The organism is Candidatus Hydrogenedentota bacterium (assembly GCA_013359265.1).
In the GTDB taxonomy this organism is placed as follows: domain Bacteria; phylum Hydrogenedentota; class Hydrogenedentia; order Hydrogenedentales; family SLHB01; genus JABWCD01.
In genome coordinates, this window is record JABWCD010000011.1 from 156,911 (window position 1) to 180,581 (window position 23,671).

General features: G+C 60.0%; 21 protein-coding genes. 8 read left to right on the top strand and 13 right to left on the bottom strand.

Annotated features, from left to right (window positions below; genetic code table 11):
• Positions 1–112: 112 nt before the first annotated feature.
• Positions 113–520 carry a hypothetical protein gene (locus tag HUU46_12050; protein NUM54370.1) on the bottom strand — a complete coding sequence of 136 codons (408 nt, stop codon included), beginning with the start codon at positions 518–520 and terminating at the stop codon, positions 113–115.
• 177 nt (positions 521–697) lie between these two features.
• On the opposite strand from HUU46_12050, the gene HUU46_12055 reads away from it, so the two are divergent.
• Positions 698–985 carry a BrnT family toxin gene (locus HUU46_12055; protein ID NUM54371.1) on the top strand — a complete coding sequence of 96 codons (288 nt, stop codon included), beginning with the start codon at positions 698–700 and terminating at the stop codon, positions 983–985.
• Between the two features lie 16 nt (positions 986–1,001).
• Positions 1,002–1,223 (top strand): hypothetical protein, encoded by a 222-nt coding sequence (locus HUU46_12060; protein NUM54372.1) that lies wholly within the window; start codon positions 1,002–1,004, stop codon positions 1,221–1,223.
• Here the strand turns inward: HUU46_12060 and HUU46_12065 are convergent.
• Positions 1,198–1,380: a hypothetical protein gene (locus HUU46_12065; GenBank protein ID NUM54373.1), complete on the bottom strand. Its 183-nt coding sequence runs from the start codon at positions 1,378–1,380 to the stop codon at positions 1,198–1,200. The two genes, HUU46_12060 and HUU46_12065, sit on opposite strands and share 26 nt — an antisense overlap.
• Positions 1,381–1,530: 150 nt before the next feature.
• Here HUU46_12065 and HUU46_12070 point away from each other — a divergent pair, with 150 nt between their 5' ends.
• The 3 genes from HUU46_12070 (at position 1,531) to HUU46_12080 (ending at position 3,996) form a co-directional block, all read left to right on the top strand.
• A complete protein-coding gene (locus tag HUU46_12070) occupies positions 1,531–1,815 on the top strand; it encodes a BrnT family toxin (GenBank protein ID NUM54374.1) in 285 nt (94 codons plus the stop codon).
• On the top strand, positions 1,796–2,020 hold the full coding sequence (locus HUU46_12075) for a hypothetical protein (GenBank protein NUM54375.1): 225 nt from the start codon (positions 1,796–1,798) through the stop codon (positions 2,018–2,020). The genes HUU46_12070 and HUU46_12075 overlap by 20 nt, the downstream gene beginning before the upstream one ends.
• Before the next feature lie 770 nt (positions 2,021–2,790).
• Positions 2,791–3,996 carry an HYR domain-containing protein gene (locus HUU46_12080; protein ID NUM54376.1) on the top strand — a complete coding sequence of 402 codons (1,206 nt, stop codon included), beginning with the start codon at positions 2,791–2,793 and terminating at the stop codon, positions 3,994–3,996.
• 183 nt (positions 3,997–4,179) lie between these two features.
• On the opposite strand, the gene HUU46_12085 is transcribed toward HUU46_12080, so the two are convergent.
• From HUU46_12085 to HUU46_12100, 4 genes are all read right to left on the bottom strand, one after another.
• Positions 4,180–5,217, bottom strand: coding sequence for a ribonucleotide-diphosphate reductase subunit beta (locus tag HUU46_12085; GenBank protein ID NUM54377.1), 1,038 nt, complete (start codon positions 5,215–5,217; stop codon positions 4,180–4,182).
• 122 nt (positions 5,218–5,339) lie between these two features.
• Positions 5,340–5,762, bottom strand: coding sequence for a hypothetical protein (locus HUU46_12090; GenBank protein NUM54378.1), 423 nt, complete (start codon positions 5,760–5,762; stop codon positions 5,340–5,342).
• 45 nt (positions 5,763–5,807) lie between these two features.
• The gene (locus tag HUU46_12095; protein NUM54379.1) at positions 5,808–8,711 is read right to left on the bottom strand and encodes a ribonucleoside-diphosphate reductase subunit alpha; all 2,904 of its coding nucleotides are present in this window, start codon (positions 8,709–8,711) and stop codon (positions 5,808–5,810) included.
• Between the two features lie 396 nt (positions 8,712–9,107).
• Positions 9,108–9,887 carry a hypothetical protein gene (locus HUU46_12100; protein NUM54380.1) on the bottom strand — a complete coding sequence of 260 codons (780 nt, stop codon included), beginning with the start codon at positions 9,885–9,887 and terminating at the stop codon, positions 9,108–9,110.
• Positions 9,888–10,491: 604 nt separating this feature from the next.
• Between HUU46_12100 and HUU46_12105 the strand changes: the two genes are divergently transcribed.
• From HUU46_12105 to HUU46_12115, 3 genes are all read left to right on the top strand, one after another.
• A complete protein-coding gene (locus tag HUU46_12105) occupies positions 10,492–11,904 on the top strand; it encodes an Hsp70 family protein (GenBank protein NUM54381.1) in 1,413 nt (470 codons plus the stop codon).
• Between the two features lie 81 nt (positions 11,905–11,985).
• Positions 11,986–12,702 carry a hypothetical protein gene (locus HUU46_12110; GenBank protein NUM54382.1) on the top strand — a complete coding sequence of 239 codons (717 nt, stop codon included), beginning with the start codon at positions 11,986–11,988 and terminating at the stop codon, positions 12,700–12,702.
• Positions 12,699–16,166: a hypothetical protein gene (locus HUU46_12115; GenBank protein NUM54383.1), complete on the top strand. Its 3,468-nt coding sequence runs from the start codon at positions 12,699–12,701 to the stop codon at positions 16,164–16,166. Before HUU46_12110 ends, HUU46_12115 begins: the two co-directional genes overlap by 4 nt.
• A 60-nt stretch (positions 16,167–16,226) precedes the next feature.
• Here the strand turns inward: HUU46_12115 and HUU46_12120 are convergent, their stop codons facing one another.
• From HUU46_12120 to HUU46_12150, 7 genes are all read right to left on the bottom strand, one after another.
• The gene (locus HUU46_12120; protein NUM54384.1) at positions 16,227–17,147 is read right to left on the bottom strand and encodes a HEAT repeat domain-containing protein; all 921 of its coding nucleotides are present in this window, start codon (positions 17,145–17,147) and stop codon (positions 16,227–16,229) included.
• A 41-nt stretch (positions 17,148–17,188) separates the two neighbouring features.
• Positions 17,189–19,534 (bottom strand): hypothetical protein, encoded by a 2,346-nt coding sequence (locus HUU46_12125; GenBank protein NUM54385.1) that lies wholly within the window; start codon positions 19,532–19,534, stop codon positions 17,189–17,191.
• Between the two features lie 50 nt (positions 19,535–19,584).
• A complete protein-coding gene (locus HUU46_12130; GenBank protein NUM54386.1) occupies positions 19,585–20,220 on the bottom strand; it encodes a prepilin-type N-terminal cleavage/methylation domain-containing protein in 636 nt (211 codons plus the stop codon).
• A gap of 4 nt (positions 20,221–20,224) precedes the next feature.
• Entirely contained in the window at positions 20,225–20,635 is a 411-nt protein-coding gene (locus tag HUU46_12135) for a type II secretion system protein (protein ID NUM54387.1), read from the bottom strand.
• A 62-nt stretch (positions 20,636–20,697) separates the two neighbouring features.
• Complete coding sequence (locus tag HUU46_12140) at positions 20,698–21,360, bottom strand: tetratricopeptide repeat protein (protein NUM54388.1); 663 nt, start codon at positions 21,358–21,360, stop codon at positions 20,698–20,700.
• Positions 21,357–23,042 carry a hypothetical protein gene (locus HUU46_12145; GenBank protein NUM54389.1) on the bottom strand — a complete coding sequence of 562 codons (1,686 nt, stop codon included), beginning with the start codon at positions 23,040–23,042 and terminating at the stop codon, positions 21,357–21,359. Before HUU46_12145 ends, HUU46_12140 begins: the two co-directional genes overlap by 4 nt.
• Positions 23,043–23,044: 2 nt before the next feature.
• The gene (locus tag HUU46_12150; GenBank protein ID NUM54390.1) at positions 23,045–23,668 is read right to left on the bottom strand and encodes a prepilin-type N-terminal cleavage/methylation domain-containing protein; all 624 of its coding nucleotides are present in this window, start codon (positions 23,666–23,668) and stop codon (positions 23,045–23,047) included.
• Positions 23,669–23,671 lie beyond the last annotated feature (3 nt).

The window sequence follows — 23,671 nt, forward strand, 5'->3', positions numbered from 1 at the left end:
GAGAATTCACGACGCCTTCTTCGCAGTGCCGCTCGTCGACAATTCAGAGTGCACCGCAATCTAAAACCCGGATTCACCGCGTCAATGCTGTCCATCAAGTCCATTGAGTTCATTACGTCCATCCAGCAATTGCTTTGCGCACGACAGACCCGTGCACCTGCGCCGCGCCGGTATCCACCTTCACGTTCACGCCCTGGCCGTTGCCGCTCGCCGGCGTCTTCACCTTTCCGTCCGTCGCCGACGCGACAATGCCCTTCACGCCGTCCACCGTCGGCGCCGTGCCCGCGTAGCTGAACACGCAGATGCCCCGCACCTTCACGGGAATCGCCACGTTGTTTGCATCCGCGTCCGCCAGCGCCTGGCCGAACACGGCGTCTTCGTCCGCCGTCGCGTTGTCCACCGTGTACGCGCCCGTCAACTTCACCGCGTCGCCCGCGGCAATGTTCACGGCGCCGCTCGCGGGCGTCCTGCACGTAACCACCAACTCCGTCACTGCACCGCCGACATCTCCATACGCCATAGCGTCAATCTCCTCGTAGGTTGTCCTTGCCGCCGCCACGAATTCGGCGAATCGGCCTTTCACTTCCTAGCCCACGGCGTTGCACTTTTTTGACGGATATTTACGCATTAGTTGCCGCATGGCACGCAATGTTCCACGCTCGTAACTCGTTGGCGCGGAACGCCGCAAGGAGTGGCAATGTCTGAACTGGTCTTCGAATGGGACGAGGTAAAGGCGCGGTCAAACGTGCTGAAGCACGGCGTTGGATTCGACGAAGCGAAATCGGTGTTTAACGACAAGTTCGCGCTCACAATACCGGATTTCGGCCACTCCAGCGGCGAAGAACGCTGGCTGGACATAGGGATTTCGGATAGGGAACGGCTCTTGGTTGTCTGGTATACTGAACGACAGGATCACATTCGGATTATTGGCTGCCGCATGGCAACGAATGCCGAACGCAGGTACTATGAAAATGAACAATTCTGACGAGAGCAAAGACGACATGCAGGAGGAGTACGACTTCTCCAACGGCGTTCGCGGTAAACATTATCGCGCGTACCGGGAAGGACATCGCGTCCGGATCGCCAAAGAAAGCGGTGTCGTTGAAGAACTACATTTCACGCTGCAGGATGGCGCAGTCATGCTGGACCCGGATCTCCGCGATCAATTCCCCGATTCCGACGCAGTGAACAAGGCTCTCAGGTCATACCTGCAACAACGCTGACGGTTATCGGAAATATGAAACTGACCGTGCCGCTCGGCGTCTTGCACCTCATCACCAACTCCGTCACCGCCCCGCCAACGTCTCCATACGCCGTAGCGTCAATCTCCTCGTAGGTTGTCCTTGCCGCCGCCACGAAGTCGGCGAATCGGCCTTTCACTTCCTAGCCCACGGCGTTGCACTCCTGTGCCGCCTGGGCGACCATCGAATCGACTCCGAAATACGCTTGGTTATTGGCTTTCGATCGACTACGATGGTCGCGATTGGAAGCGCAGAATCGCTGTATGGATGGTTGGAGGGTCCCGCTACCGTGGCATTGCGATTCGAATGGGACCCGGACAAGGCAGACTCGAACGAATCAAAACATGGAGTGCGTTTCGAGGAGTCCCTGACGGTTTTCTCGGACGGATTGGCGCGGATTCACGACGATCTCGACCATTCGGCAAACGAGCACCGCGAGATCATCGTCGGCTACTCGAGTCGGCGCCGCCTACTCCTTGTTTGCTTCGCCGCTCGCGGCGACAGGGTCAGAATCGTGAGCGCGCGGAAGACGACAAAAAGGGAACGATTGGACTATGAAGAACACCGCTCGTAAGAAGAAGCCCGCGTCCGCGGAAATGCGTGACGAGTATCGATTCGACTATTCGAAATCCAAATCGAATCGTTTCGCAAAGAAAATGGAATCGGGGACAATCGCGGTAGTCCTCGAACCGGATGTCGCCGCGGTCTTCAAGAACGCGGAATCGGTGAACAAACTCCTGCGTTCGGTCATTTCCGCCGTGAAGCCTAAAGCAAGGTAACCGTCATACCGCGGTGCCAACCTGGAGCAATTCCAGTTTGAGCACATCGCCTGTTTCGTGCTCGTGCTCCTGCCTCGTCATCGTACTCGCACTCGATACTCGAAAAGATCGAGTACGATGACGAAGCAGGAGCACGTGGCGTCATCAACTCGTTCCCAAGCTCCCTGCTTGGGAACGCACGCGCGCCGGAAGCTCCGCTTCGCATGCGGTATTGTGCGTTCATAAACGCAGAAGGCCCCGGCGGCGACGCCGGGGCCCCATATCCGTCCTCGCCTCCTACGCGATTTCCGGAACTCCTGCCTCTCGAGCACGCCGCCGCCACGCACTCAGCGAAATGATCTTGCATGTCCTGCGTCCATCGCGCTGCACTCGTATGGATATGCTGAAGGCCCCTGCAAATCGCCTCGGGTCGCTCGGCGCACATAGTTCAACTCGGACGGCGACGCGAACATCCGAACGATGGGAAATGAAGTCGTGAGGCCGGTCGACTGCATTTCGCCTCTTGCAATAACGCGAAATGCGCGTTATTATCGAGTTGCGTATTTTCGGTCACATCCTGGAACCTTTGAATATCGCAGGGGTACTCGCGTTACGCGGCGTTGCGGGCCGCGCTCGGCGCGGAGGGTGCTTCGATGAACGTCAAGCGAAATGTGTGGATCGTATTGCCGTCAATCCTTGCGGTAGCAGCCGTTACTTCCGACTCGAGCCTACGAACCCCTATTGATCCAGATGGAATCAACCTGTGCCTCCTGCGCTGCCCAGATGATATTGTGCGTTCCAACGATCTTAATCAGTGCGGTGCGGTTGTCACGTACCCATCGCCGTTGATTACCGCGGCTTGCCGCGGTGTTACCTGCTCTCCCGCCTCGGGCTCGTTTTTTCCCGTCGGGACAACGACGGTGACGTGTACCACTGGTACCGGGGCCCAATGTTCCTTCGACATTACCGTTGTGGACACGCAGCCGCCAACCATTGCGTGCCCCGCAAACATAACCACATCGAGCGCTCCAAACGCATGCGGTGCGATCGTGAATTATCCGGCACCGTCGATATCGGACAACTGCCCGGGCTTCCTCTTTTTGACTACATCGCCTGCCTCCGGCAGCACCTTCCCCGTCGGCACGACAACGGTGACAGCCGTTGGCACCGATGACGCCGGAAATACGGCAAGTTGCTCGTTCACGGTTACGGTCAACGATACCCAGCCGCCGACGATAATCTGCTCCGCAAATATCACAAAGTCCACCGATCCCGGCGAGTGTAGCGCGATTGTAGATTTCGGTCCCCCGATAGTTACCGACAACTGCCCCGGCGCAATCGTGACGACAGATTTCGAATCGGGAAGCAGTTTTCCCATCGGCACAACGACTGTTACCGCTACGGCGACCGATGTGACCGGAAATACGTCAACGTGCAATTTCACGGTCACCGTACGTGACACAGAGGCGCCCGTTCTCGAGTGCCCGGCTGACATCGTGACTTTGAACGACGTGGGCGTCGCCGGCGCCGTGGTCGAATTCGTGCCACCGATTTTAACCGACAACTGCGCCGGCGTAATGGTCGTGTCCGACCCGCCGTCCGGTTCGCTCTTCCCAATTGGCACGACGACAGTCACAACCACTGCGTCGGATGCCTCTCCCAACTCGCCCGATTCAACCTGCACCTTCAACGTGACGGTCGAGGCCTCCATCAACGTGAAGAGACCCAGCGGAGGCGACGTGTTTCAGGGATTTCGGACGAGTATCCGTTGGAACGCTGTCGGAAATCTCGGCGATCGAGTGAAGATCGATCTCTATCGCAACGGAGAGTTTGTGGCCACCATAAGGGAATCAACCCCGAACGACGGCAAATTGCGTTGGAATGTCTCCGATTCGCTGCCAACAGGCCGAGGATTCAAAACCAGGGTTTCTTCGCTGGAGGTTCCGTCCGTGTTTGGACAGAGCGCCGAGGCCTTCAGAATTCGTGACCCCAATTAGAGCGCGTCAAAGCAGAGTGTATCGCCATATCACGCTTTTCGTTCTCTTGTCAGATGTAGACTGCTCTCCGGAGCGAAGCACCCAAGCCTGGACCGCTTTAGAAAACCCGAAAGAACGAAAGGCCCCGGCGTCGCCGCCGGGGCCCCATATCCGTCCTCGCCTCCTACGCGATTTCCGGAATCTCTACCATTCGAGACTCGCCGCCGTCTGGTACTCCGTCACGCGCGTCTCGAAGAAATTCTTCTCTTTGCTCAGGTCGATCGTCTCGCTCATCCACGGGAACGGATTGCGCGATCCGTAAATCGCACGTAACCCGATCCGCTCAAGCCGGCGATCGGCGATGTGTTGAACATACTCGCGGAACAGGTTCGCATTCAAGCCCAAAATACCTTTCGGCAGGCAATCCTCCGCATATTTAATTTCGTATCCCACAGCTTCGCGGATCATCTCGCAGATTTCTTCCTGCAACTGCGGCGTCCAAACGCCCGGATTCTCTTCCTTGATCGTGTTGATGAGATCGACGCCGAAGTTCAGGTGAATCGTCTCGTCCCGCAGGATGTACTGGAACTGCTCGCCGATGCCCGTCATGCGGTTCTGCCGGAGGAACGAAAGGATCATCACGAACCCGCTGTAAAAAAAGATCCCCTCCATGATCACATAGAACCCGACGAGGTTCTTCAAAAACTGCTGGATGCCCTCCGTCGTTTCCGTCGAAAACCCGTCGCGCAGCACGTCCGCCGTCAGTTTCATCACGAACTGGTCCTTGCCCTCGATCGAGTCCACTTCGTGGTACATGTTGAACACTTCGCGCTCGTCCAGGCCGAGCGATTCGACGATGTAATGGAACGTGTGGGTGTGCACGGCCTCCTCGAATGCCTGCCGCAGGAGATACTGCCGCGCCTCGGGGTTCGTGATGTGCTTGAAGATGGCCAGCACGATGTTGTTCCCCACCAGGCTCTCGCCCGTGCTGAAGAACCCGAGGTTGCGCATAATCACTTGGCGCTCGGCGTCGCTCAACGCGTCTGACTTCCACAACTCGATGTCCCGCTGCATCGGCACTTCGCTCGGCAGCCAGTTGTTGTTGCAGCCGTTCAGGTAATGCTCCCACGCCCAGTGATACTTCAGCGGCATGAGCTGGTTCACGTCCACCTGCTTGCAGTTCAGCAGACGCTTGTCCTCGGCGTTGATCCGCTTCGTCAAATCGTAGGGCTGCGGCGCCATCCCTGTCGCTGTACAACATGCTGACATCGTCAATGTTCTCCTTGCGCTAAACCGCTTTACAAGTTTCACGAGACCCCGTGCTCGTGCTCCTGCTCGTCGTCGTACTCGTACTCGAATTATTGCTACGACGGCTCGATCTCAATATCCACACTCTGCGTCGGACTTCCTTCCACCGTAACGACCACGGTCTTTCCCGCTTCGAACCCGCCGTCGATCACGCGCGTCACCGCGAACCCGATCGGCTGCTGCGGGTTGGTCCCTTCGACCCGCACTTTCACCGCGTCCGCGCTCCCGACCCTGTCCATCGACACAAAATTCAACTGCGTATGCCCCGGCTGTACCGGTATCAACAAGACGTTCCCGCCGACGTTCTCCTGCGCGTCAAAATCGCGCAGCTTCACAACCGTCACTGCGATGTCCGCCGCCTTGTTCTCGATCCGAACGAAGAACCCGTTCGCCAGCGGACAACCCGGCAACGTCGCCACAATAACCAGAACACACGTCGCCACAACAATCCGTTGTACTGCCGTCAACTGCTTTTCCATCTTCGTACCGATCCGCGCGATCCGTGCGATCCGCGGTCCGGCCCCTTATTGGCACGCCTCGCAATCCGGATCCAAAATGCTGCACACCTTCGGCGCGGACGCCTGCGCGGGCGCATCGTTGTCGTCCCGCTGCACGGCAATATTCGACGACGCCGACTTGCTCTTCATCCAACGGGGCTGAATGCCGCGCTTGTTTATGTCCAGCGTCGACTTCTCCACCTGTGTCGCGCCGAGGCTGCGCAGGTAGTACGTCGTTTTCAGGCCCTTGCGCCACGCCAGCAAATACATCTCGTTCAATTTCTTGCCGCTCGGCGTCGCCAGGTAGAGGTTCAGCGACTGGCCCATGTCGATCCACTTCTGCCGCCGGCTCGCACACTCGACCAGCCACATCGAATCCATCTCGAACGCCGTCACGTATTTCTGTTTGATGTGCTCCGGCACGCGCTCGATTTCCGACAGGCTCCCGTCGAAATACTTCAGGTCCTCGACCATTTCCGCGTCCCACAAACCGAGCGTTTTCAGGTCGTTCACCAAATACGTATTCACCCATGTGAACTCGCCGCTGAGGTTCGACTTCGCGAAAAGGTGACGGTACATCGGCTCGATTGACTGCGTCACGCCGGTGATGTTCGAGATCGTCGCCGTCGGCGCGATCGCCATTGTGTTGCTGTTGCGCATGCCGTTCTTCGCAATGGCCGCGCGCACCACTGCCCAGTCCATCGCCGCGGAGGTATCAACATCTACGTCGCCGCCGCGCTCCCGCGCCAGCAACGCGACCGTGTCTATCGGCAACAGCCCGCGGCTCCACTTCGATCCCTCGTAGCTCGGATACTTCCCGCGCTCCGCGGCCAGTTCCGTCGACGCGAGGATCGCGTAGTACGAGATCATCTCCATGCTGCGGTCAGCAAACTCGACCGCCGCTTCGCTCGCGTAGCTGATGTCCTGGTGGTACAACGCGTCCTGGAAGCCCATGATGCCGAGGCCGATGGGCCGGTGCTTCAGGTTCGCGTTTCGCGCTTCCGCCGTCGGGTAGTAGTTGATGTCGATGACGTTGTCGAGCATGCGCACCGCCGTGCGCACAGTGCCCGCAAGCAGTTCTTCATCCAGTCCGTTCGCCGTCGTGTGCGCGCCGAGGTTGATCGAACCGAGGTTGCACACCGCCGTCTCGTCCGCGGACGTATTCAGCAGAATCTCCGTGCACAGGTTCGAGCAATGCACCACACCCGCATGGTCCTGCGGCGAACGAATGTTCGAAGGGTCCTTGAACGTGATCCACGGATGCCCCGTCTCGAACAGCATCGACAGCATCTTGCGCCACAGCGTCAACGCTTCAACGCGCTTGTGCTGGCGCATTTCCCCGCGCTCGGCCATCGCCTCGTATTCGAGGTAGCGCTGTTCGAACGCCGCGCCGTACAAGTGATGCAAGTCCGGCGTCTCGTACGGATTGAACAGCGTCCAGTGCGATTCCGCGGCAACGCGCTTCATGAACAGATCGGGAATCCAGTTCGCCGTGTGCATGTCGTGCGTGCGGCGCCGCTCGTCGCCGGTGTTCTTGCGCAGTTCGAGGAAGTCCTCGATATCGAGGTGCCACGTCTCGATGTACGCGCACATCGCGCCCTTGCGCTTGCCCCCCTGGTTCACCGCAACCGCCGTGTCGTTCGCGACTTTCAGGAACGGAATCACGCCCTGGCTCTGCCCGTTCGTCCCCTTGATATAGCCCCCGGTCGCGCGCACGTTGGTCCAATCGTTCCCGAGGCCGCCGGCCCATTTCGACAACCGCGCATCGTCGGAAATCACCTTGAAGATGTGCTCGAGATCGTCCTCGATCGTCGACAAGTAGCACGAACTGAGTTGCGGATGCAGCGTCCCGCTGTTGAACAGCGTCGGCGTGCTCGATGTGAACAGGAAGCGCGACAGCACCTCGTAGAATTCGATCGCGCGGTCTTCTTTCTGCGCGCCTTCGTTGATCGCAAGCCCCATCGCCACGCGCATCCAGAAATACTGCGGCGTCTCGATGCGCCGCCCGCGGTTGTGAATGAGATAGCGGTCGTACAGCGTCTGCAAACCCATGTACGTGAACTGCAAATCGCGTTCGATATCGAGCGCCCCCGCGATGCGCTCGATATCGAACTCCAGCAGCGCCGGACTCAGGCGTTCCAACTTCACGCCCTCGGCGAGATAATGCTTGAATTGCGAACGGTGTACCGCCTCGACCGAGCCGACTTCCACACCCGACGGCAATACTTCCGAATAAATGACATTGAGCAACAATCGCGCCGCGACGTAGGTGTACGCCGGATCGCGCTCGATCCGCGCCTTCGCCGCGAAAATGCACGCCTTCGCTATCTCGTTCGGCGATATCCCGTCGTACAGCGACTGAATGACCTCGTCATTCATCTGCTCGACGGCGACCAGGGCCTCGTACCCCTGCGACGCCTCGATCAATTTGCGGCGGATGCGGTTGGGTTGAAGGCGCTCGCGCGAACCGTCCGGCGCGGTGACGTGATATTCCGCCTGCGGCAACCCGCCCAGCGTCGTGTCGCCCCGCAGCGCGCGTGCCTTTTTGCGGTCTTCGCGATAGACGATGTACCGGCGCGCAACCGTGTAGTAGCCCGCCTTCATCAGGTGCCGCTCGACCGAGTCCTGAATCGACTCGACATCGAGGTCTTCCCCGCCCGCCGCGCGGTTCAGCGCGTCCTCGATCACGGCATTCGAAATCTCCGTAGCACGAATAGCCGTCACTTCATCGAGCCGGTCGTTCGGCTCGAGCGACAGGTCCGCCTTGAATGCCTTCTCGATCGCGCGAAGGATGCGCTCCCCATCGAACGAGACCGTCCGCCCGTCCCGCTTGGTAACCGTCTGTGCCGCCTGTGCCTCGATCACTCCCGAATTCCTCCTTCCGCAACGGTCTCGGGTCCGCCCCTCCGCTAGGGGACCGACCCGTACAATCGACAAACGTCCCGCCGCCACCCACGCCAAACCGCCGAGTAGAGACGGAGCTAGCGCAGGCGTATTTTCAAATGGTCATAGAAAAGAGGTTGCAGGAGCCGCCCGAGCCCAGCCACCCCTGCCGGATCGGCCCCAACTTCCCAGCGTCATCAGCGACCGATTGACCAGCCACTGCGGCGTAAAACACACAATATACTGTGGTGTCTCGAATTGTCAATACTAAATTTAGCGGTTATGGGTTTTCGAGATAACTCCGGCTTTCCACTCTAGTTTACCCGTTATTTGATGACGGTTCGTCAACTGTTAGCCGTTTGTTAGACTGATCGGCTATCCGCCTGACGAAGGGTGAGCGGGACGCATGAAACCGCGTGTGCGCCCCATTTCCGATTGGGATGCCTACGTATTGACTTGCAGCGCTACATATTCAAGGAACGCGTGTTCGTCCTTGATGAAGGCAGCATCGGCGTCCCAGCGCGAAAACCCATCGGGATCGATTCGCTTGAGCAAGTGGAGACACAAATGGATAGGATTGTTGTAAAGGTCCTCGCCGGTCCGCGCGCGGTTCTTGGCGTTCAGGTCGGCAATCGTTCGGCACAGATCGACCAACTCCGCAAGCAGGCGCCTCTCATGCCCCGCCGTTCGCTTGAAAAGCGGAGCGTACAAGAGCAAATGGTCCGCGTGCATTAAGGACAGGGAGATTGCTCCCGACGTTCTCTGCGTGCTGTCCGGGTTGGTGATCGCTTTCTTGGTATTCGCGTAAAACGCGATGAAGCCATCGACGAAGTCATCTCGTTCGAGGAGCTCGGTCAACGTTGCCGATTCGCGGTACGCCCGGTAAAGGCCGATCTCGCTCTTGCTATACAATCCGAATGCAACGGGCATCGGGCTTGTCAGGTAATGTTGGACCAGTTGGGCGCTTGTAGCGCGGCTCAGTTCGTCTTCGGTCAGGTCGAATCGCGCGTTGTGCTCTTTGCCGTGCGGGATGAGTTCTTCCAATCGGGCAAGCTCCGAATCCGAAAGTCCCTCCCGAAGCTCGGCGTCCGTAATCGGCCCGAACTGCGTGACCGCGGTACCGTTCGAAACATTTTCGGGCGTCGTCGAAACGTCCGCGCCCACCGCGGACAAACAAATGATCAAGCTCGGAAGCATTACGTTCGTAAAGGTTGGTACGCGCATCGGGTCCTCCCTCCTGCCGCGAATGCCCGCTTACAGGTGCACAACGATTCCCACGCTACTTCATCGCGACACCCAATTGTAGCTCGCAACATCTGTCGATTGGTGAGGAAATTGTAAAAACGTGCAGTCTCCGGGACCACATACCCATCTCCGCGCCGTAGGCGCACCGCAACCCTAGCCAGGGGCAGTCGCCCCTGGAAACCAGCCCGCCCAAGCTCATCGCGCGCTGGAAGCGCAACGCAACACGCCCGAAACGTCAAGGCGCCCATCTTCCTGTGTCCAAGCCACTTACACAACACCGCGTCAATAGTCTACCCCTCGTTTTGCAAAATCCCCTTTCGTGTCGTGCGTGTCTTCTTTGGTCACCCGCAGTGCAACAGACTGGGCCTAGTAATTGGGTGGTTACTTCGGCGTTTCACACCAATGCCCAGGAAAGGAAATGGTAGTCACGTGAAGCCGTGTTGTGATATCGTATGCCTAGATAGCCACGCCCGCGAGGGGTGTGGTTCACCTTTTGTCTGTACGACGCTGCCAGGTCCTGAAGGCGACCCGGTAGCGTCATTCGTCATATTGGCTGTTACGGGTGAGGATGACTGGCGTCCACATGCCTAAGTTACATTGTGGCATTGATTTCGGCACGACCAATTCCAGCGTTGCGGTCGCCGACGAGAACGGCGTTCGCGTGCTTGAATTGGATTCGGAAAACGACAGCCCGCGATCCCTGCCCTCCCTCCTATATATGGCGCGCGAGGGTGACGTGCTGGTCGGCCGGTCCGCAGCCAACGCGTTTATCGAGCGCAACGTCGATCGCGAGGTCATCCTAAAACAGGTCGATCTCGGCATCGAAATCGAAGGGTACGTCGGCTCCGAGCCGGACAAGTCCGAGGGCTACCGTCCTCGCGATGACCGCGAGCAGAAGCGTGAGGCCCTGCGCGCCCACGCCACCGTCGAGGTGAATTCCCCCGGCCGCCTGTTCCAATCCATCAAGAGCAGTCTCCGGTACCGCGACTTCAAGGGCACCGAGGTCTTCGGCACGCAGTACCAGATCGAAGAACTGACCGCCATGATCCTGGGCCGGATCAAAGAGGCGGTCGACGCGGAAGCGGGCGCGCCCGTCGAGACGGCGGTATTCGGCCGGCCGGTACATTTCTCGATGACCCCGGGCGAGGACGACGTCGCAGAAGGCCGGCTCCGCCGCGCCGCAAGTTTGGCCGGGTTTAAGGACGTAACGTTTTTCTACGAACCGGTCGCGGCCTGCGTCGAATACGCCGTGTTGACCGACCGCCGCCAACGGTTGATGGTCGTCGACATCGGCGGCGGCACCTGCGACATCTGCATCATGGAATTCGGCGGCGGCCACGGCGCCGCCGAACGCCTCGCGGAAAGCAAAATCCTCGGCGTTGCCGGTGTCCCGATCGCCGGCGACGCGATCGACAAGGAAATCATCCGCGCGAAGGTGTTCCCCTGTCTCGGCAGCCGGTCGCGGTACGGCCCCTCGCAGTTGCCCATGCCGATGTACGTGTACAACGCGATCATCGATTGGCAAAACCTGTACAAGCTCAACACCGAAGAAACCATCAACTGGCTGATCGCGACCGAAGCGAGTTCGACCCACCCGGAGGCGATCCGATCGCTGCGGTGCTTGATTCAGCGAAACTTCGGATATCCGCTCGTGCGGAAAGTCGAGGCCGCAAAGAAATTGCTCTCCTACGAACTCGAAGCCATGCTCGAAATCCAGAAAGAGGCGCTCAACATTTGCGAGCGGCTCGACCGCGACGAGTTCACCCACATCATCGAACCCACGCTCGACGACATGTTCGCGAGCATCGACGAAGCCGAAAAGGTGGCGCAGGTGAAATCGCCGGAAATCGACTACGTCCTCACCACCGGCGGCACCAGCCTTATCCCCGCCGTGCGCGCCATGCTCGCCCAGCGCTTCGGCCAGGAAAAACTCCTCGAACGCGACACCTTCACCTCCGTCGCCACGGGTCTCGCCGTTGTCAGCCAATTCGTCTAATTCCATTGCCGCGATCTAGACTTGTTTCAGGCAACCCGTACGCTGGTTCGGGAATTATGGGAGTTACCGGGAGGACCAAACGTGCGTCGACTTGTTCCGGTCGCATCTATTTTCATGTTGGGATTTGGCGTGGGCGGCGTTCAGGCCCTTTCTCCTCCCGTTCCGGTGCAACGCGCTGCGCCTATCGGGTGGGAGACGCGAATTACACCCGGGTTCGACCCACCGATCGAGTACGAGATCGTGTACGCGCAACCGGGCTATGGCGAGGAAAGCGCGAAGTCGCGCAAGGAAATCATCGCGTCCTGGGGCCCGAACGCGTTTGGTGTCTTGAAAGCCCTGGCAGAGGACCCGGCGTGGGCGGCGTTTCGCCCCGACATCGAATCGCTTATGCAGGAGGTTGTATCGGAAGAAGCGCTCGACTATTTCGAGACCAGGGCGCGCAACGCGCTGGAAACGCCAACCGCGCAAACGCCGGATGGCAACGCGCTCCAAAACGCGCTGCACCAATTGCGCCGCGTGAACGCAGTCCGGTTTCGCGAATTGTTCGACGAAGTTTTTCCCGGCGCGGGCGCGGAAGCGCGAAAGCCTTTGCTGTATGTGTTCACGGCTGACCTTTTGAACGACACCCAGGCGGCCGCGTGCGCAACTCGCCTGCGCGCCATACGTGATTCGTCCACGGACGAAAAAGAAAGACAGATCATCGGCAGCGCATTAACGAACTACGAAACGCGCCTCCGCGCCGACGAACCCATGCAGCGTATCCTCGACGCCGAACGCGGCAAGGAGAAACAGCCATGACCGCGCTACGCACCGCGTACTGGATTCTTGCATGCTGCGCCGCGGCCTTCGCGCAGTACCCATTGGCCGATGTCCACATCACCGTGTTCGACGAATCGGGCGCGCCCATTCCGGACGCGACGGTGCACTGCGTGAGTTGGCATTACGGTCCGCGCGCGACGCCGTTGCAGCCGGACGAGCAGGGCAAGACCGACGCGCAAGGAAACGCCTCGTTTCAGAACAAATTCCGGGGCCAGGCCTTTGCGCGCGTCGTCCACGGAAAGCTCGGCGGCTGGTTCCGCATTCATGATTCGCAAGCGCAGGGTACCGTGGGTACTGTCACCGTCGGCCTTGGCCGCACGGTGCGCGGCGTCGTGAAGGACGAACAGGGAGAACCGATCGCCGGTGTGCTGGTATCCGTCGACGGCTGCCTGGCCGCAGTCGAGACCGACACAGGCGGCGCCTACGCCGTGCCCAATATCGGAATCGGTTCTTCGCACTCGTTCGGTTTCTACAAAGTTGGCTACGCTTGGCTCAGCGAAAGCCCGCGCGACGATATGAAGACAGTCGATGTGGTCCTTAAAAAAGGATTCAACATTGATGGTGTCGCGCTCGGCCCGGACGAAACGCCCCTGGCGAATGCGAATATCTATATCTCGGGGCGAAACGAATCCAGTGTCTCAGCCGGCGACGGCACGTTTCGCGTCTACGGTATTCCGGCCAATTCGCAACTTCAATTGAGCGCCAACCATTACCGCGAAGAACCGCAACGCCACCTTGCGGGGAATCTCGAGCTGGCCCTCGGCGCCGAGCCGCCGGCAACGCTCAGAATTGTCTTAAAGGAACGCCCACCCGCGTCTCCGGCCGACAAGCGCACCATCACGGGCAAGGTCGTCCGCGCCGACACGGGCAAGCCGGTCACCGCGCAGATGTTTATGGGCTACTCACAACACAACCCCGACTCCAATCCCGGTGCGACCGACCAACAGGGCGCATTCCTGATCGACAATAACGTCTACGGCACGCACTGGATTTCCGCGCTGCCCGTGAACCCGCTGCTCTACGTTGTCGATGGTCCCGTAGCTGTCGACGCATCGAAAGGCTCGGTGGATGGCGTCGTGCTCAAAGCAGCCGAAGGGTGCGCCATTCGGGGCCGCGTCGTCACCGCCGACGGCAAGCCTGTCGGCAAGACATGGGTCCAAGTCACTCCCGGACGAAAATTCTTCCCTCCCGCACAAACCCGCGACGATGGGCGTTTCACGATCGGCAACCTCGAGAATCTGGGCACGCCGTTCCGCCTTTCGGTGTACGACGAATTCCGCCGGGAAGCCACGGTTGAAGTTGGCCCGCTAAAGAACGGCGAACTGCGCGAAGGCGTTGAACTCGTTCTTCCCGCGCCGGTCGAGCCGCATCTCCTGCGCGGCACGGTGCGCGCGCCGAATGGCGAGCCTATCGCCAACGTGAAGGTCATGCTCACGTACGAAGACCATCGCGGCAAGCCCGTCCCCAACTGGCCGGTAACCGATGACGCGGGACGATTCTCGGTAGAAGTCATTAATAGCGGGCGGATGAAGATCAGCGCGTCTACGTCCGTGTACGTCGAACGGCAAGGCAACCGATACAGCACGCAGGAGTTCTTCAAGGTCGTCGGCAACGAGACTTTCGATCTCGACGCCTCCAAGGATTCCGAGATCGAAATTGTCCTTGTGAAGCAGGGCGTCGGCGTGTTGCAGGGGCAGGTTACGGACTCTTCCGGTAACGGTCTGTCCGCGCAAGTGCGGCTAATCCACAACGGCGAGAAATCCGAATACGGCCACACCGACACGGGCGGTTACTTCAACTTCCCGCGTACGCCCGACCCGCCGTTCATCGTCGAGGCGATGGAACAAGGCTTCAAGCCGCGCGTCGTGGTAATCGATGCGAACATGGCGCCGGAAATCGGGCCGCTGAGAATCTCGCTTGATGCGGGGCCCTTCGCAATCGGCGAATCAGTGTGGTCCTCTGTCACCGGAAGGCCCGCCACCGACGCCGAGGTCGAAGCGATGCCGTTTTCCGGATACGTTCGTAAGAACGAACAACAGTACTACCGCATTGCGATCCCGCGGAAGGAACCGCCCGCCGACGCGCCAATGCCGCAGCCCTCGTACACACGTCCGCTGCGCGTCGTCGATGCGCAAGGCGGGCCCATCAAGCAGATTTTCGCGCTGCCTGTAAATAGCCTGCACACTCCGGAAATGGCGGCATACTTGCCGATGAAGTCAGTAACCCCTACGAAGCTGTCCAGCGAGAACGGCACGTACAAGACGTTGGACGTGGCGTTCGGGGGCAATTCTTACGGCTGGGTTATTTGGGCGGAAGGCATGGGCCGGGTATCGGGCATGCCCGAGTGGACGAGTGACGCCGACCCCGTTCGCGACGTCGTACTGCGCCCCGCGTGTACCATCGAATTCAGCGTGCTCGATGCCGCGGGCGAACCCGCCGCGAACGTTCCAATCTGCGTCGCGGAACTGGCCTGGGAACACGGCCACGACAACACCGAAGTACGCAAGATTGGGGTAACCGGCCAGGACGGGCAATTCCGCATCGATCGCGTTGCCCCCGGCACTCACGCGTTTGCGGTGGGCACATACCATGTCGACCGTCGGCTCGTGTCGATCTCGCTTCGGGACGGCGAAACGAAGCAACTCGCCGTGAAACTGACGACAGACCCGTCCGATCCCGAATGGCTGCTGCAAACGTGGCGGAGATTTTCGTCAGCCTCTGCCGGGAAGCTTCCCGATGAAGTCGAAACGGCGATAGCCGGTATGTCCAAATCCCGCACGGCCAATGTCATTCCGGTCGTACGCAGCGCGCTCGACAGTGCAGTCGGTCTCTCGCAGGATTCCGGTGTGCGCGATAAGGAACTGGGTCTCTTGGCTGCGCTCGCCGCGCGATTCGAAGACATGGACGCGCTCCCTTTGCTGAAACGCGCCATGCATGTCTACACGAGACCATGGAACGAATCGCTGACACCACAGTATTTCCACACCGGCGCCGTTGCGCGCGCGATTGTCGCGCTGCAACACGACGACGCCGTTCCGTACTTCAAGGAAATTCTATCCGGCAGCAATAGCAGTCCGGGCACCCGCACGGCCGCGTTCGAGGCGTTGGGTCTTATCGGCAGCGAAGCCGGCGCGCAAGCGTTCGCCGAACTGCGCGAATCCGCGCGCAAGTTGCCGGGCGCCCCGCCGGCAAAGGAATCGTATACGCACGCCGAACGCATCAGAGAAACGATCGAAATGATGCGACTCATCGTTTACGGCCCGGATGCCGGTGCGTCCGCGCGCGCCGCCGGCAGCGGAATCAACTACTCGATTGCCGTCTCCGAAGACTACAAGACGGCCGAAGTCTGGGTGACGTTCGGCTACAGCGGGACAAATTTCAAGATGATTCGTATTGGCGGCGAATGGTTGATTCGCGAGTTTGGTGGAACCGTCGCGGCGTAGCCAAGAAAATGCGCCCGGCAAGCCGGGCGCCATGCAACACCACAACTCCCTCCCTCAAAACTATTCGTGCACGATTACGTAGTGCGTTCCCTCCGGCATGACATACAACGGCTGAAGTGACGCAAGCTCGATCGGTTTTCCGACCGTCGCGCTCGATTCGTTCCAGAATTTCGTCCAGTCGTCCACCGTCTCGAACTGGATCGGTTTGTCCGGTTTGCTCCAAATGCGGCTGAGCGCGGCCTTGCCGGCGTTCTTGACGCGCGGGTTCGCGCTCGAGAGCGCCGGGATCAGCGCGGGCGTTGCCCGTTCTTCGCCCATTTCCGCCAGCGCGTGGATCGCCGCGATCTGCACCTCGGCCTCGCCGTCAACAAGACCGCGCGCGACCGTCTCCACGCTCGCCAACTCCCGGTGCTTGCCCAGCAGTTCCAACACCGCCGCGCGCACCGGCGCCGCCTTGTCGTCGATGCTGTCGTAAAGTATCGCCTTCGTCTCGCTCTTGTTCAGCGCGAGCATGACTTCGTACACGCCGGGCAATACGCGCGCGCCAAATCCCTGGCGCGATTCCTTCAAGAATCGAAACACGTCCAACTGCTGGTTCAGCGCAACCAATTCCTTGATCGCCTGGTTGCGCTCGTTTACATCTTCGCGCCCCAACCGATCGATCAACGCGACCAACTTCTCGCGCTGTTCGGCCTTGAGCCCCGTCGCCTTCTCGAGCTCCTGCTCGTGCCGCAGCGCCGTCGGGTTCACGCGGGCAAGATCCAACGTTCCCTTCTTCTCGTTCTTCTCAATGCGATCGATCTCGTCGTTCTGATAGACGATTCGACCGTTGCCGGATTGGATCGCGATGCAGTTGTCGTTGATCCGCGAGACAGTCCCGTCCAGCGTGGAACCGTCCCTCAGGTACAACGTATCGGATTGTGCGGCCAATACGCCCAGCCAAATCGCCGCCATTGGGCCAATCGTCTTGTACAGTCGCATGTCCAGCGTTCTCCTATCGCGTTTGATAAGCCCAACTACGGCTATGCGCCGCCCGGGCCGGTGCCATTCCCTTCGTTGCCGGTGCCATTTCCGCCACCATTGCCGACACCAACGCCGCTGTTGCCGGTGCCTGCGGTAGCGGTGTACTCGCCCGTCACGGGCCGGTACGTCAGGCGGCGGAACGCCACACGCGTCGTGTCTTCGACGCGCAGGAAGTTCGCGACGCGTTTGTCGTAGTACAACTGCAACGCCGTGCGCGGCGCACTGAAGTCCGGGCCAGGCACGAGTACGCCGAGGTCCGCCGAGACCACGCCGCCGCGAATCACCATGCGGCCGCGCGTATTCGAGTTGTGGCGGCCGCTGCTGCGCGTGATTGCGAAGATGCTGTTATTCGAATACAGCAGACCGTCGAACTTCCATTCACGCCCGCTCGACGGCCGCGTCATCTCGTCCGCGTACCAGAATTCGCGAAGCTGGCTCTCGGAAACCCAGTAGTTGTTGGGATTGAGATCGTGGACCGCCGCGTTCGTCAGATTGGTTATCGCGACAACGCCACTCTCGCTGTATTTCACGGTGTGCTCGTCGCTGGATGTATACCGGTAGACCGGCGCCGACGGCTTCAATCGGTAGTAGCGCGGTATGTAGCTCGCGTCCGCCTGGGCTTTCTCGTATTCGCGCCGGTTGAACAACATGATTTCCGACGACGTAAAGCTCATCTGCGGTTGCGATCCCTGCGCGGCGCCCGTGTCGACCACGCCGGAGTCGAAGTACCCCGTCGTGTGGGTCTGGTTCGGCTGGCCGCTCTTGGTGAGCGTAACGCTCTTGTTCTGCTGCCGCATGTCGATAAAGCCGCCCGCCGGATACTTGCCCGTGTCCGCCGTGTGCTGCTTGGCCCGAATCGTCAGGTAGTCGCCCATCATGATGCTGCCGCCGGCCGTGAGCGCGAAGCCGTTCGTCGTGCCGTCATCGGCGACGCCAAACTCGCCCGGCGCGTCCGCGTATTCAACGTCTCCCATCACGTACACGTTGCCCTTGGCGTAAATTTGGCCCCAGCCTTTCACTTTGCCCTTGATCATGATGTCGCCGTTTACGGCCACCTTGCGATCGATCACGATGGGATCGCTGTCGGTGCCGATGAGAATCAGGTTACCGTCGTAGGTGCCGTCGCTCGAGAGCGAATCAAGTGCGTTGTTCGACGCGGTCGGCAACGACGTCCCCGAATAGGTCGATCCCGAAGGTACGCCATACGCGACGCCCGCCGTCACCGAACCGCCGATGAGGCTCGGATCGAGCTCGAACGTGATACTGCCGTTCGCGCTGTTGATCACCTTGTCGAATTCGTCCTGGTCCACCATCTTGTCGCCGTCGTCGTCCGGGAATGGCGCCGGGAAATTCACGGGCAGCGTGCCGTCCGTCATGTCCGCTTCGTTCGTCGGATAGTTCATATACAGGTTCGCGAACTGGACGGGTTTGCCGTTCGAGTCCAGGGCGGCGTTCACCAGGTTCGTGACCGTCATCGCGCCGGAGCCGTTCTGCGTCAGCTTGCCGTTCGTCGAACTGAACTGGTAGCCCTTGAAGTTCGACGACGCGATCGACCCCGCATTAAGCGCCGACCACGATTCGTTGTATATCAGCCCGCGCGAATACGTCGTGCCCGCCACTTCCGTGCTGATGTTCTCGTTCAACCGGATCATCAGCGACTCGAGCGCGGCCATCTTGACGCGGTCGAATGTCCCATACTGGGTCGGGTCGGTGTTGCGGAACAGGTCGAGCGAATTGATTTCCGCGTGGCACATGATGCAGTTGATGTTGTTGGCAAGGATGCCGAACTCGAACCCGCGGAACGGCGCGCCAGACACGCGCACCGTCTGCACGCCGGACTGCGTCCGGCCCGCGATCCGCGCCGTCACCGTAATCGTGTACACCGTGCCCGTCACGTCGTCTGTGCGCGACAGGTTTACGCCCATAATCTGTTCGCCGGTGCTCAACGCCATGTTGTCGTCCGCCGTCACGAGATCGAGACCGCCCGGGTTCGACGTAAACGTCCCGTCGCCGTTGGCGTCCAGTTCGTCCGGGTCCTGCTCGCCGTCACCGTCCAGGTCCTCGTTGTTCGGCACAAGGTTGTCGGCGAATACAAGATACGACGCCAGATTGCCCGTCGTGTTTCCGTTGTTCTCGAGGTACTGGTTCCATACCTCTTCAATGGCGAAATCTACGCCCGCCTTGACGGCCTCGTCGAGCCTCGTCGAGGATACGACTTCGTCCGTTCGCAGCTTGGCGGTCTGGACACGGTTGAACACGACCGTGACCGCGCCAAGAATCACGATGATGGCAAACACGACCAGAATTAAGGCCATGCCTTCGTCATGTCGTTGTCGCTCGCTCATAGCTGTACCCTCCATGTCCCGGCGATGTCTCGCCAATGGGGTGGCCGAAGTCAGTTCTGAAGATAAATGTCGGAAGTCACGGTCGCGGTGATCGGATGGCTCGTGTCGAATCCCTGTAGCTTTTGGGAAGTGACCGTTATGGTCACTATATTGTTGTTCAACACGAATTGAACGTCCGAAATATTGTTCGCCCCCGCAACTACGGTCTGCTCGCCGGGGTCGTTTGTGTCGCCGTCGCCGTCCAGGTCTTCGAGCCGGAGGATGCGCCGCGACAGCGTGCCGTCGCCATCCGAATCCTCACCGGCATCGAGAATGCCGTTTCCGTTGGCGTCCTCGTTGTAGTAACGAAAGCGGATCGGGTCCGTCCACCGCAGCGCGGTGTTGTCCGTCGGCGTCTGGAATACGATTTCCGTCGCGCAGTTCGGCGCCGGGTTCGCGTTCACCGCCACCGCCTGCAGCGGCGGAAGCAGCGAATCGTCCGGCGTCTTCGACGCCAGTTGTAGCTCGCGCTTCATGGACGCGACTACGTCCCGCAGGTTGTCCTGAACTAGCGACTTCGTCGATGCCGTGGCCAGCGCCGTTCCCGACGTTTGGAGCGCCGCAATGCCCAGCACGCTGATGACCGCCAGGATGGCGACGACCATCATCAATTCCATAAGGGTGAAGCCATGCCGATCCGTTAACATCGCGCTACACTCCCGTGAGCATCGTCGTGATGCTCATCGCTACCGGGCGCCCGCGGAGATCGACCCACTGGCTGCGGACCGTAACTTCGATAGGATCGGCATTCGTATCCGTGTAATTCACCGTGATTGTTTCCTGCGGTAGTGTGCCCGCCCCATCGATCGTGGTGTTGTCTTGCCATTCCGCGATGATCGCCCCGGGAAAGTCGTCGGGGTTGTCGTCGCGCACTTCGCGCATTTGACTGATGACGGCCGCGCAATTGCGTAAAGCGGAGTTGCGCTGGTTCTGAAAATCCAGCGCGCTGTAGTACGAAATCAGTGCCTGGGCCGTAGCGCCCAGCACGACCGTGAATATCGCGAGCGCGACGACGAGTTCCACCAAGGTGAACCCGGAGTCTTTGATCCGAACGTGCGTCACTGTAGCTACCCTCCGTACGGCTGCTTGCACAATTGTTCCGTCATCCGTGTAATTCATAGCCGTTATTGCGCCGCTGCTACGGCGATTTCCTCGGCGGATGTCGCGGCCTCCGCGGCTTCCTGCGCGGGGCCGGCGGTCGTATCGTCCAACTCCGCTTGTGCGGGCTGGGCGGGCATTTCCCCGTATAGCTCGGAATACGCGTACGCGTACTGCTGCGAATCCGCGGGATACGATTCCATCATGCGGCGAAGCGTCGCCTTCCTTTTTTCCTGGTCTCCCATACGTTCATAGCACATCGCGAGTTGAATGAACGTGTGATAGTGGGTCGGCGCGTCCGGATAATCGGAAATCGCGCGCTCGAAGTGGCTCGCCGCGGCGGGGTAATCCTGCAACCGCTGAAAATACATGTTTCCAATGCCATTGACGTACGCCGCGGCCTTGTCAGGCTCCGGGTTCGTGGCCAGCGCCGCCTCGTTCTCGCGAATGAGCGCCATCGTTGCTTCGCGCGCCTTCGCGCGTTCCTCGGCGGCAAGGTCGCGCCGCGGCGTCTGTGCCGCGGTGCGCACGCCCTGCGCTGCCGCAGGACGCACTACCGAAGCAACTGGCGCTGTGGCCGAACCATCTCCGCTGATAAGCTTGTAGCCTACCGCGCCGAGTATGACGGCGATGACGAGCAGCAAATGCCAATTGTTCCGGGCAACGGATTCGAGTATTTCCCTGTTCATGCTGCGGCGATCTCCCTCCACGAAATCTGTTCGTAAACCAGCACCTGGCCGGCGCCAATCATGCCGAGCGGCAGATTGTCCGCCAACGTCGGAACCTGGTAGATTTCCGGTACGTTCGTGCCCATGTCGAAGTAATTCGACACGTAGGTCCCCGTAACGATTGTCTGCTTGGTCGATTTAATCTGTTGCGATGCGTAGAACGCGCCCATGAGTTCAAGCTGCGAGTTCACGCCCATCGTCAACGAGCCGGTCGTCATGATTCCGAAGATGTTGTTCACCGGAAAGCTGTTCGCCGTGGTGCCGTCGGAATTGACCGAGTACAAATTGGTGTCGAGCGTGGCGTCGCCGTTGACGAGGATCGCCGCCCTGCCCGTGTAGTTGATGGTCTTGTCGTTACCGCTGCCACGCTCAATGGCGAAGTTTCCATTGATCTTGACCTGACCGCTGATCTCCATCTTGTTCGTGGCCGCATCAAACAGTATGTAGTCCTCGCCGGACAGGCGGTTGCCCGCCATCGCGTACGTATCGGTCGGGCGCTGCGCATTCCAGTAGAAGTTCTGGTTCGCCTTGATCGTCATGTCGCCGTTGTACGCCGTCGACGCCAGCACTTTCGTCCAATAGCTCTCGTACGTGTAGAGCGAACCCGTATCGGGATCCGTGTACGTGTTCCCCGTACCCACTTCTACATAAGGATCGCTGAATACCGGCAGGTGCACCCTGTTGCCAAGGTCATAGGTCTTGTCCCAGCCGTTGTCGCTGAACACGTTTGTCGGGTCACCGCGCCCGCCGTCATCCGTTACCGACGTGCCCGTCCAGCCATCCGTCACGAACGTGCCATCCATCGTCTCTTTGATCGTGTTCCCCGTCACGTCCGGCTCGCCGATTTCCGAGTTGCCGGACATGCCGACGAGCCCGCGCTTCACGCGCAGTTTCGCGCTCAATGTCTCAACCATCTCGCCGTTCACGTTCTTCGGCGTCAACGCCGGAATGCGCCCGGACAGCGACGCGGGCATACCGACGTAGTTGTTGTGGATGAGCGCGGTGCCGCTCAAATCGACCGCCGCAAGCACCGTCGTGTTCGAGACGGTGTTGTCGCCCAACAAATGCACGGAACCGTGGATGGCCACGTTTCCATTGATAAGTCCGCCGGCCTGGCCCGATCCCGCAAAGATGGCATTACGCCAGACGTTTACATCAGAGCCGCCCATGACGACTTCCAGGCCGCGGCGAACGCCCTGATTGTCCGCGAACCCATAGATCGTGAACATGTCAGTCTCGCCGACATCGTCCACCGTACCGTTGTTGTCATTATCGATGCCGTCCGTCTCCCACGCGTTCGTAAACGCGATATATTGGATGCTTGGCATCGTCGTCATCGTGAGCGGCGACACTCCGGTGTCGTCGAAGGTCGGCAAATCGAGAATCTCGTCGGTCGTCACCTGCGCCCACGTACCCAGGCCGATATTGCCCGATCCGCCGTTCTCGAGATCGGCCCACGCCGCCGCCACGCCGGCCTCCATCACCGGAAAACTGTCGCCGAAGATTTTGTACTGGGTCGTTTGCTGGCCCTGCTGCACAACGCGCATCGCCAGCGCGCCCAGGATCATCCCCGCCACGGTCACAAAAATGATCGCGACCAGGAGCGCCACACCTTCGTCATTGCGATGGGTTTTTCGGTTCATGGCTAGTTCCTCGGGACCACGATGGATTGCATCGTCGAAAGTTGTTCCTGCTCGCGCGGGCTCGGCTGGTACATGGACTGAATCGTAATCAGCACGCCGCCGCCCGCCTGTTGGAAGAGAAGCCCGCGGTCCAACACGCCGTTGAAGTTGGTGTCCTCGGTCGCGTCGAACGTGCCGTTTCCGTTGGCGTCTTCATCCGGCAGCAAGTCGTTGGCCAATACGGTTACGTTGCCATTCTCGTCAATCATTACTAGCTGGTCGCGCCCGCTGCCGTCGCCGTTCGCGTCGCCCGCGTCGCGTTGTATGGTCCGAATACCGGTCGTTTCAAGTGTGAGGCCGGAATCCACGGCCGTGCCGTTGCCGTCGATATCGTCTGCCCGGCGGTACGTTAGCGACGTCGCCGGGAAGGCATTCGAGTTGACGGACACCCCGGTCGCCATGCGCAGTTCACGCGTGAGCCACTGCGTTGCATTGCGCACCTGGTCCTGGCCCGCAATGCGCGCCTCCTGCGACGCCACCGCGGTCTGCACATTGAGCGCCAGCGTGAAGAGCAGTCCCATCACGATCACCAGTACCGCGATGACAATCATGAGTTCGATCAGGGTGAAGCCGTGTTTCTCTCGCATGGC

Bases quoted from the DNA above. Each gene is read 5' to 3' on its own strand.
- HUU46_12050 (NUM54370.1), bottom strand. From the start codon at position 520: ATGGCGTATGGAGATGTCGGCGGTGCAGTGACGGAGTTGGTGGTTACG.
- HUU46_12055 (NUM54371.1), top strand. From the start codon at position 698: ATGTCTGAACTGGTCTTCGAATGGGACGAGGTAAAGGCGCGGTCAAAC.
- HUU46_12060 (NUM54372.1), top strand. From the start codon at position 1,002: ATGCAGGAGGAGTACGACTTCTCCAACGGCGTTCGCGGTAAACATTAT.
- HUU46_12075 (NUM54375.1), top strand. From the start codon at position 1,796: ATGAAGAACACCGCTCGTAAGAAGAAGCCCGCGTCCGCGGAAATGCGT.
- HUU46_12085 (NUM54377.1), bottom strand. From the start codon at position 5,217: ATGGCGCCGCAGCCCTACGATTTGACGAAGCGGATCAACGCCGAGGAC.
- HUU46_12090 (NUM54378.1), bottom strand. From the start codon at position 5,762: ATGGAAAAGCAGTTGACGGCAGTACAACGGATTGTTGTGGCGACGTGT.
- HUU46_12100 (NUM54380.1), bottom strand. From the start codon at position 9,887: ATGCGCGTACCAACCTTTACGAACGTAATGCTTCCGAGCTTGATCATT.
- HUU46_12105 (NUM54381.1), top strand. From the start codon at position 10,492: ATGCCTAAGTTACATTGTGGCATTGATTTCGGCACGACCAATTCCAGC.
- HUU46_12115 (NUM54383.1), top strand. From the start codon at position 12,699: ATGACCGCGCTACGCACCGCGTACTGGATTCTTGCATGCTGCGCCGCG.
- HUU46_12120 (NUM54384.1), bottom strand. From the start codon at position 17,147: ATGCGACTGTACAAGACGATTGGCCCAATGGCGGCGATTTGGCTGGGC.
- HUU46_12125 (NUM54385.1), bottom strand. From the start codon at position 19,534: ATGAGCGAGCGACAACGACATGACGAAGGCATGGCCTTAATTCTGGTC.
- HUU46_12130 (NUM54386.1), bottom strand. From the start codon at position 20,220: ATGTTAACGGATCGGCATGGCTTCACCCTTATGGAATTGATGATGGTC.
- HUU46_12140 (NUM54388.1), bottom strand. From the start codon at position 21,360: ATGAACAGGGAAATACTCGAATCCGTTGCCCGGAACAATTGGCATTTG.
- HUU46_12145 (NUM54389.1), bottom strand. From the start codon at position 23,042: ATGAACCGAAAAACCCATCGCAATGACGAAGGTGTGGCGCTCCTGGTC.
- HUU46_12150 (NUM54390.1), bottom strand. From the start codon at position 23,668: ATGCGAGAGAAACACGGCTTCACCCTGATCGAACTCATGATTGTCATC.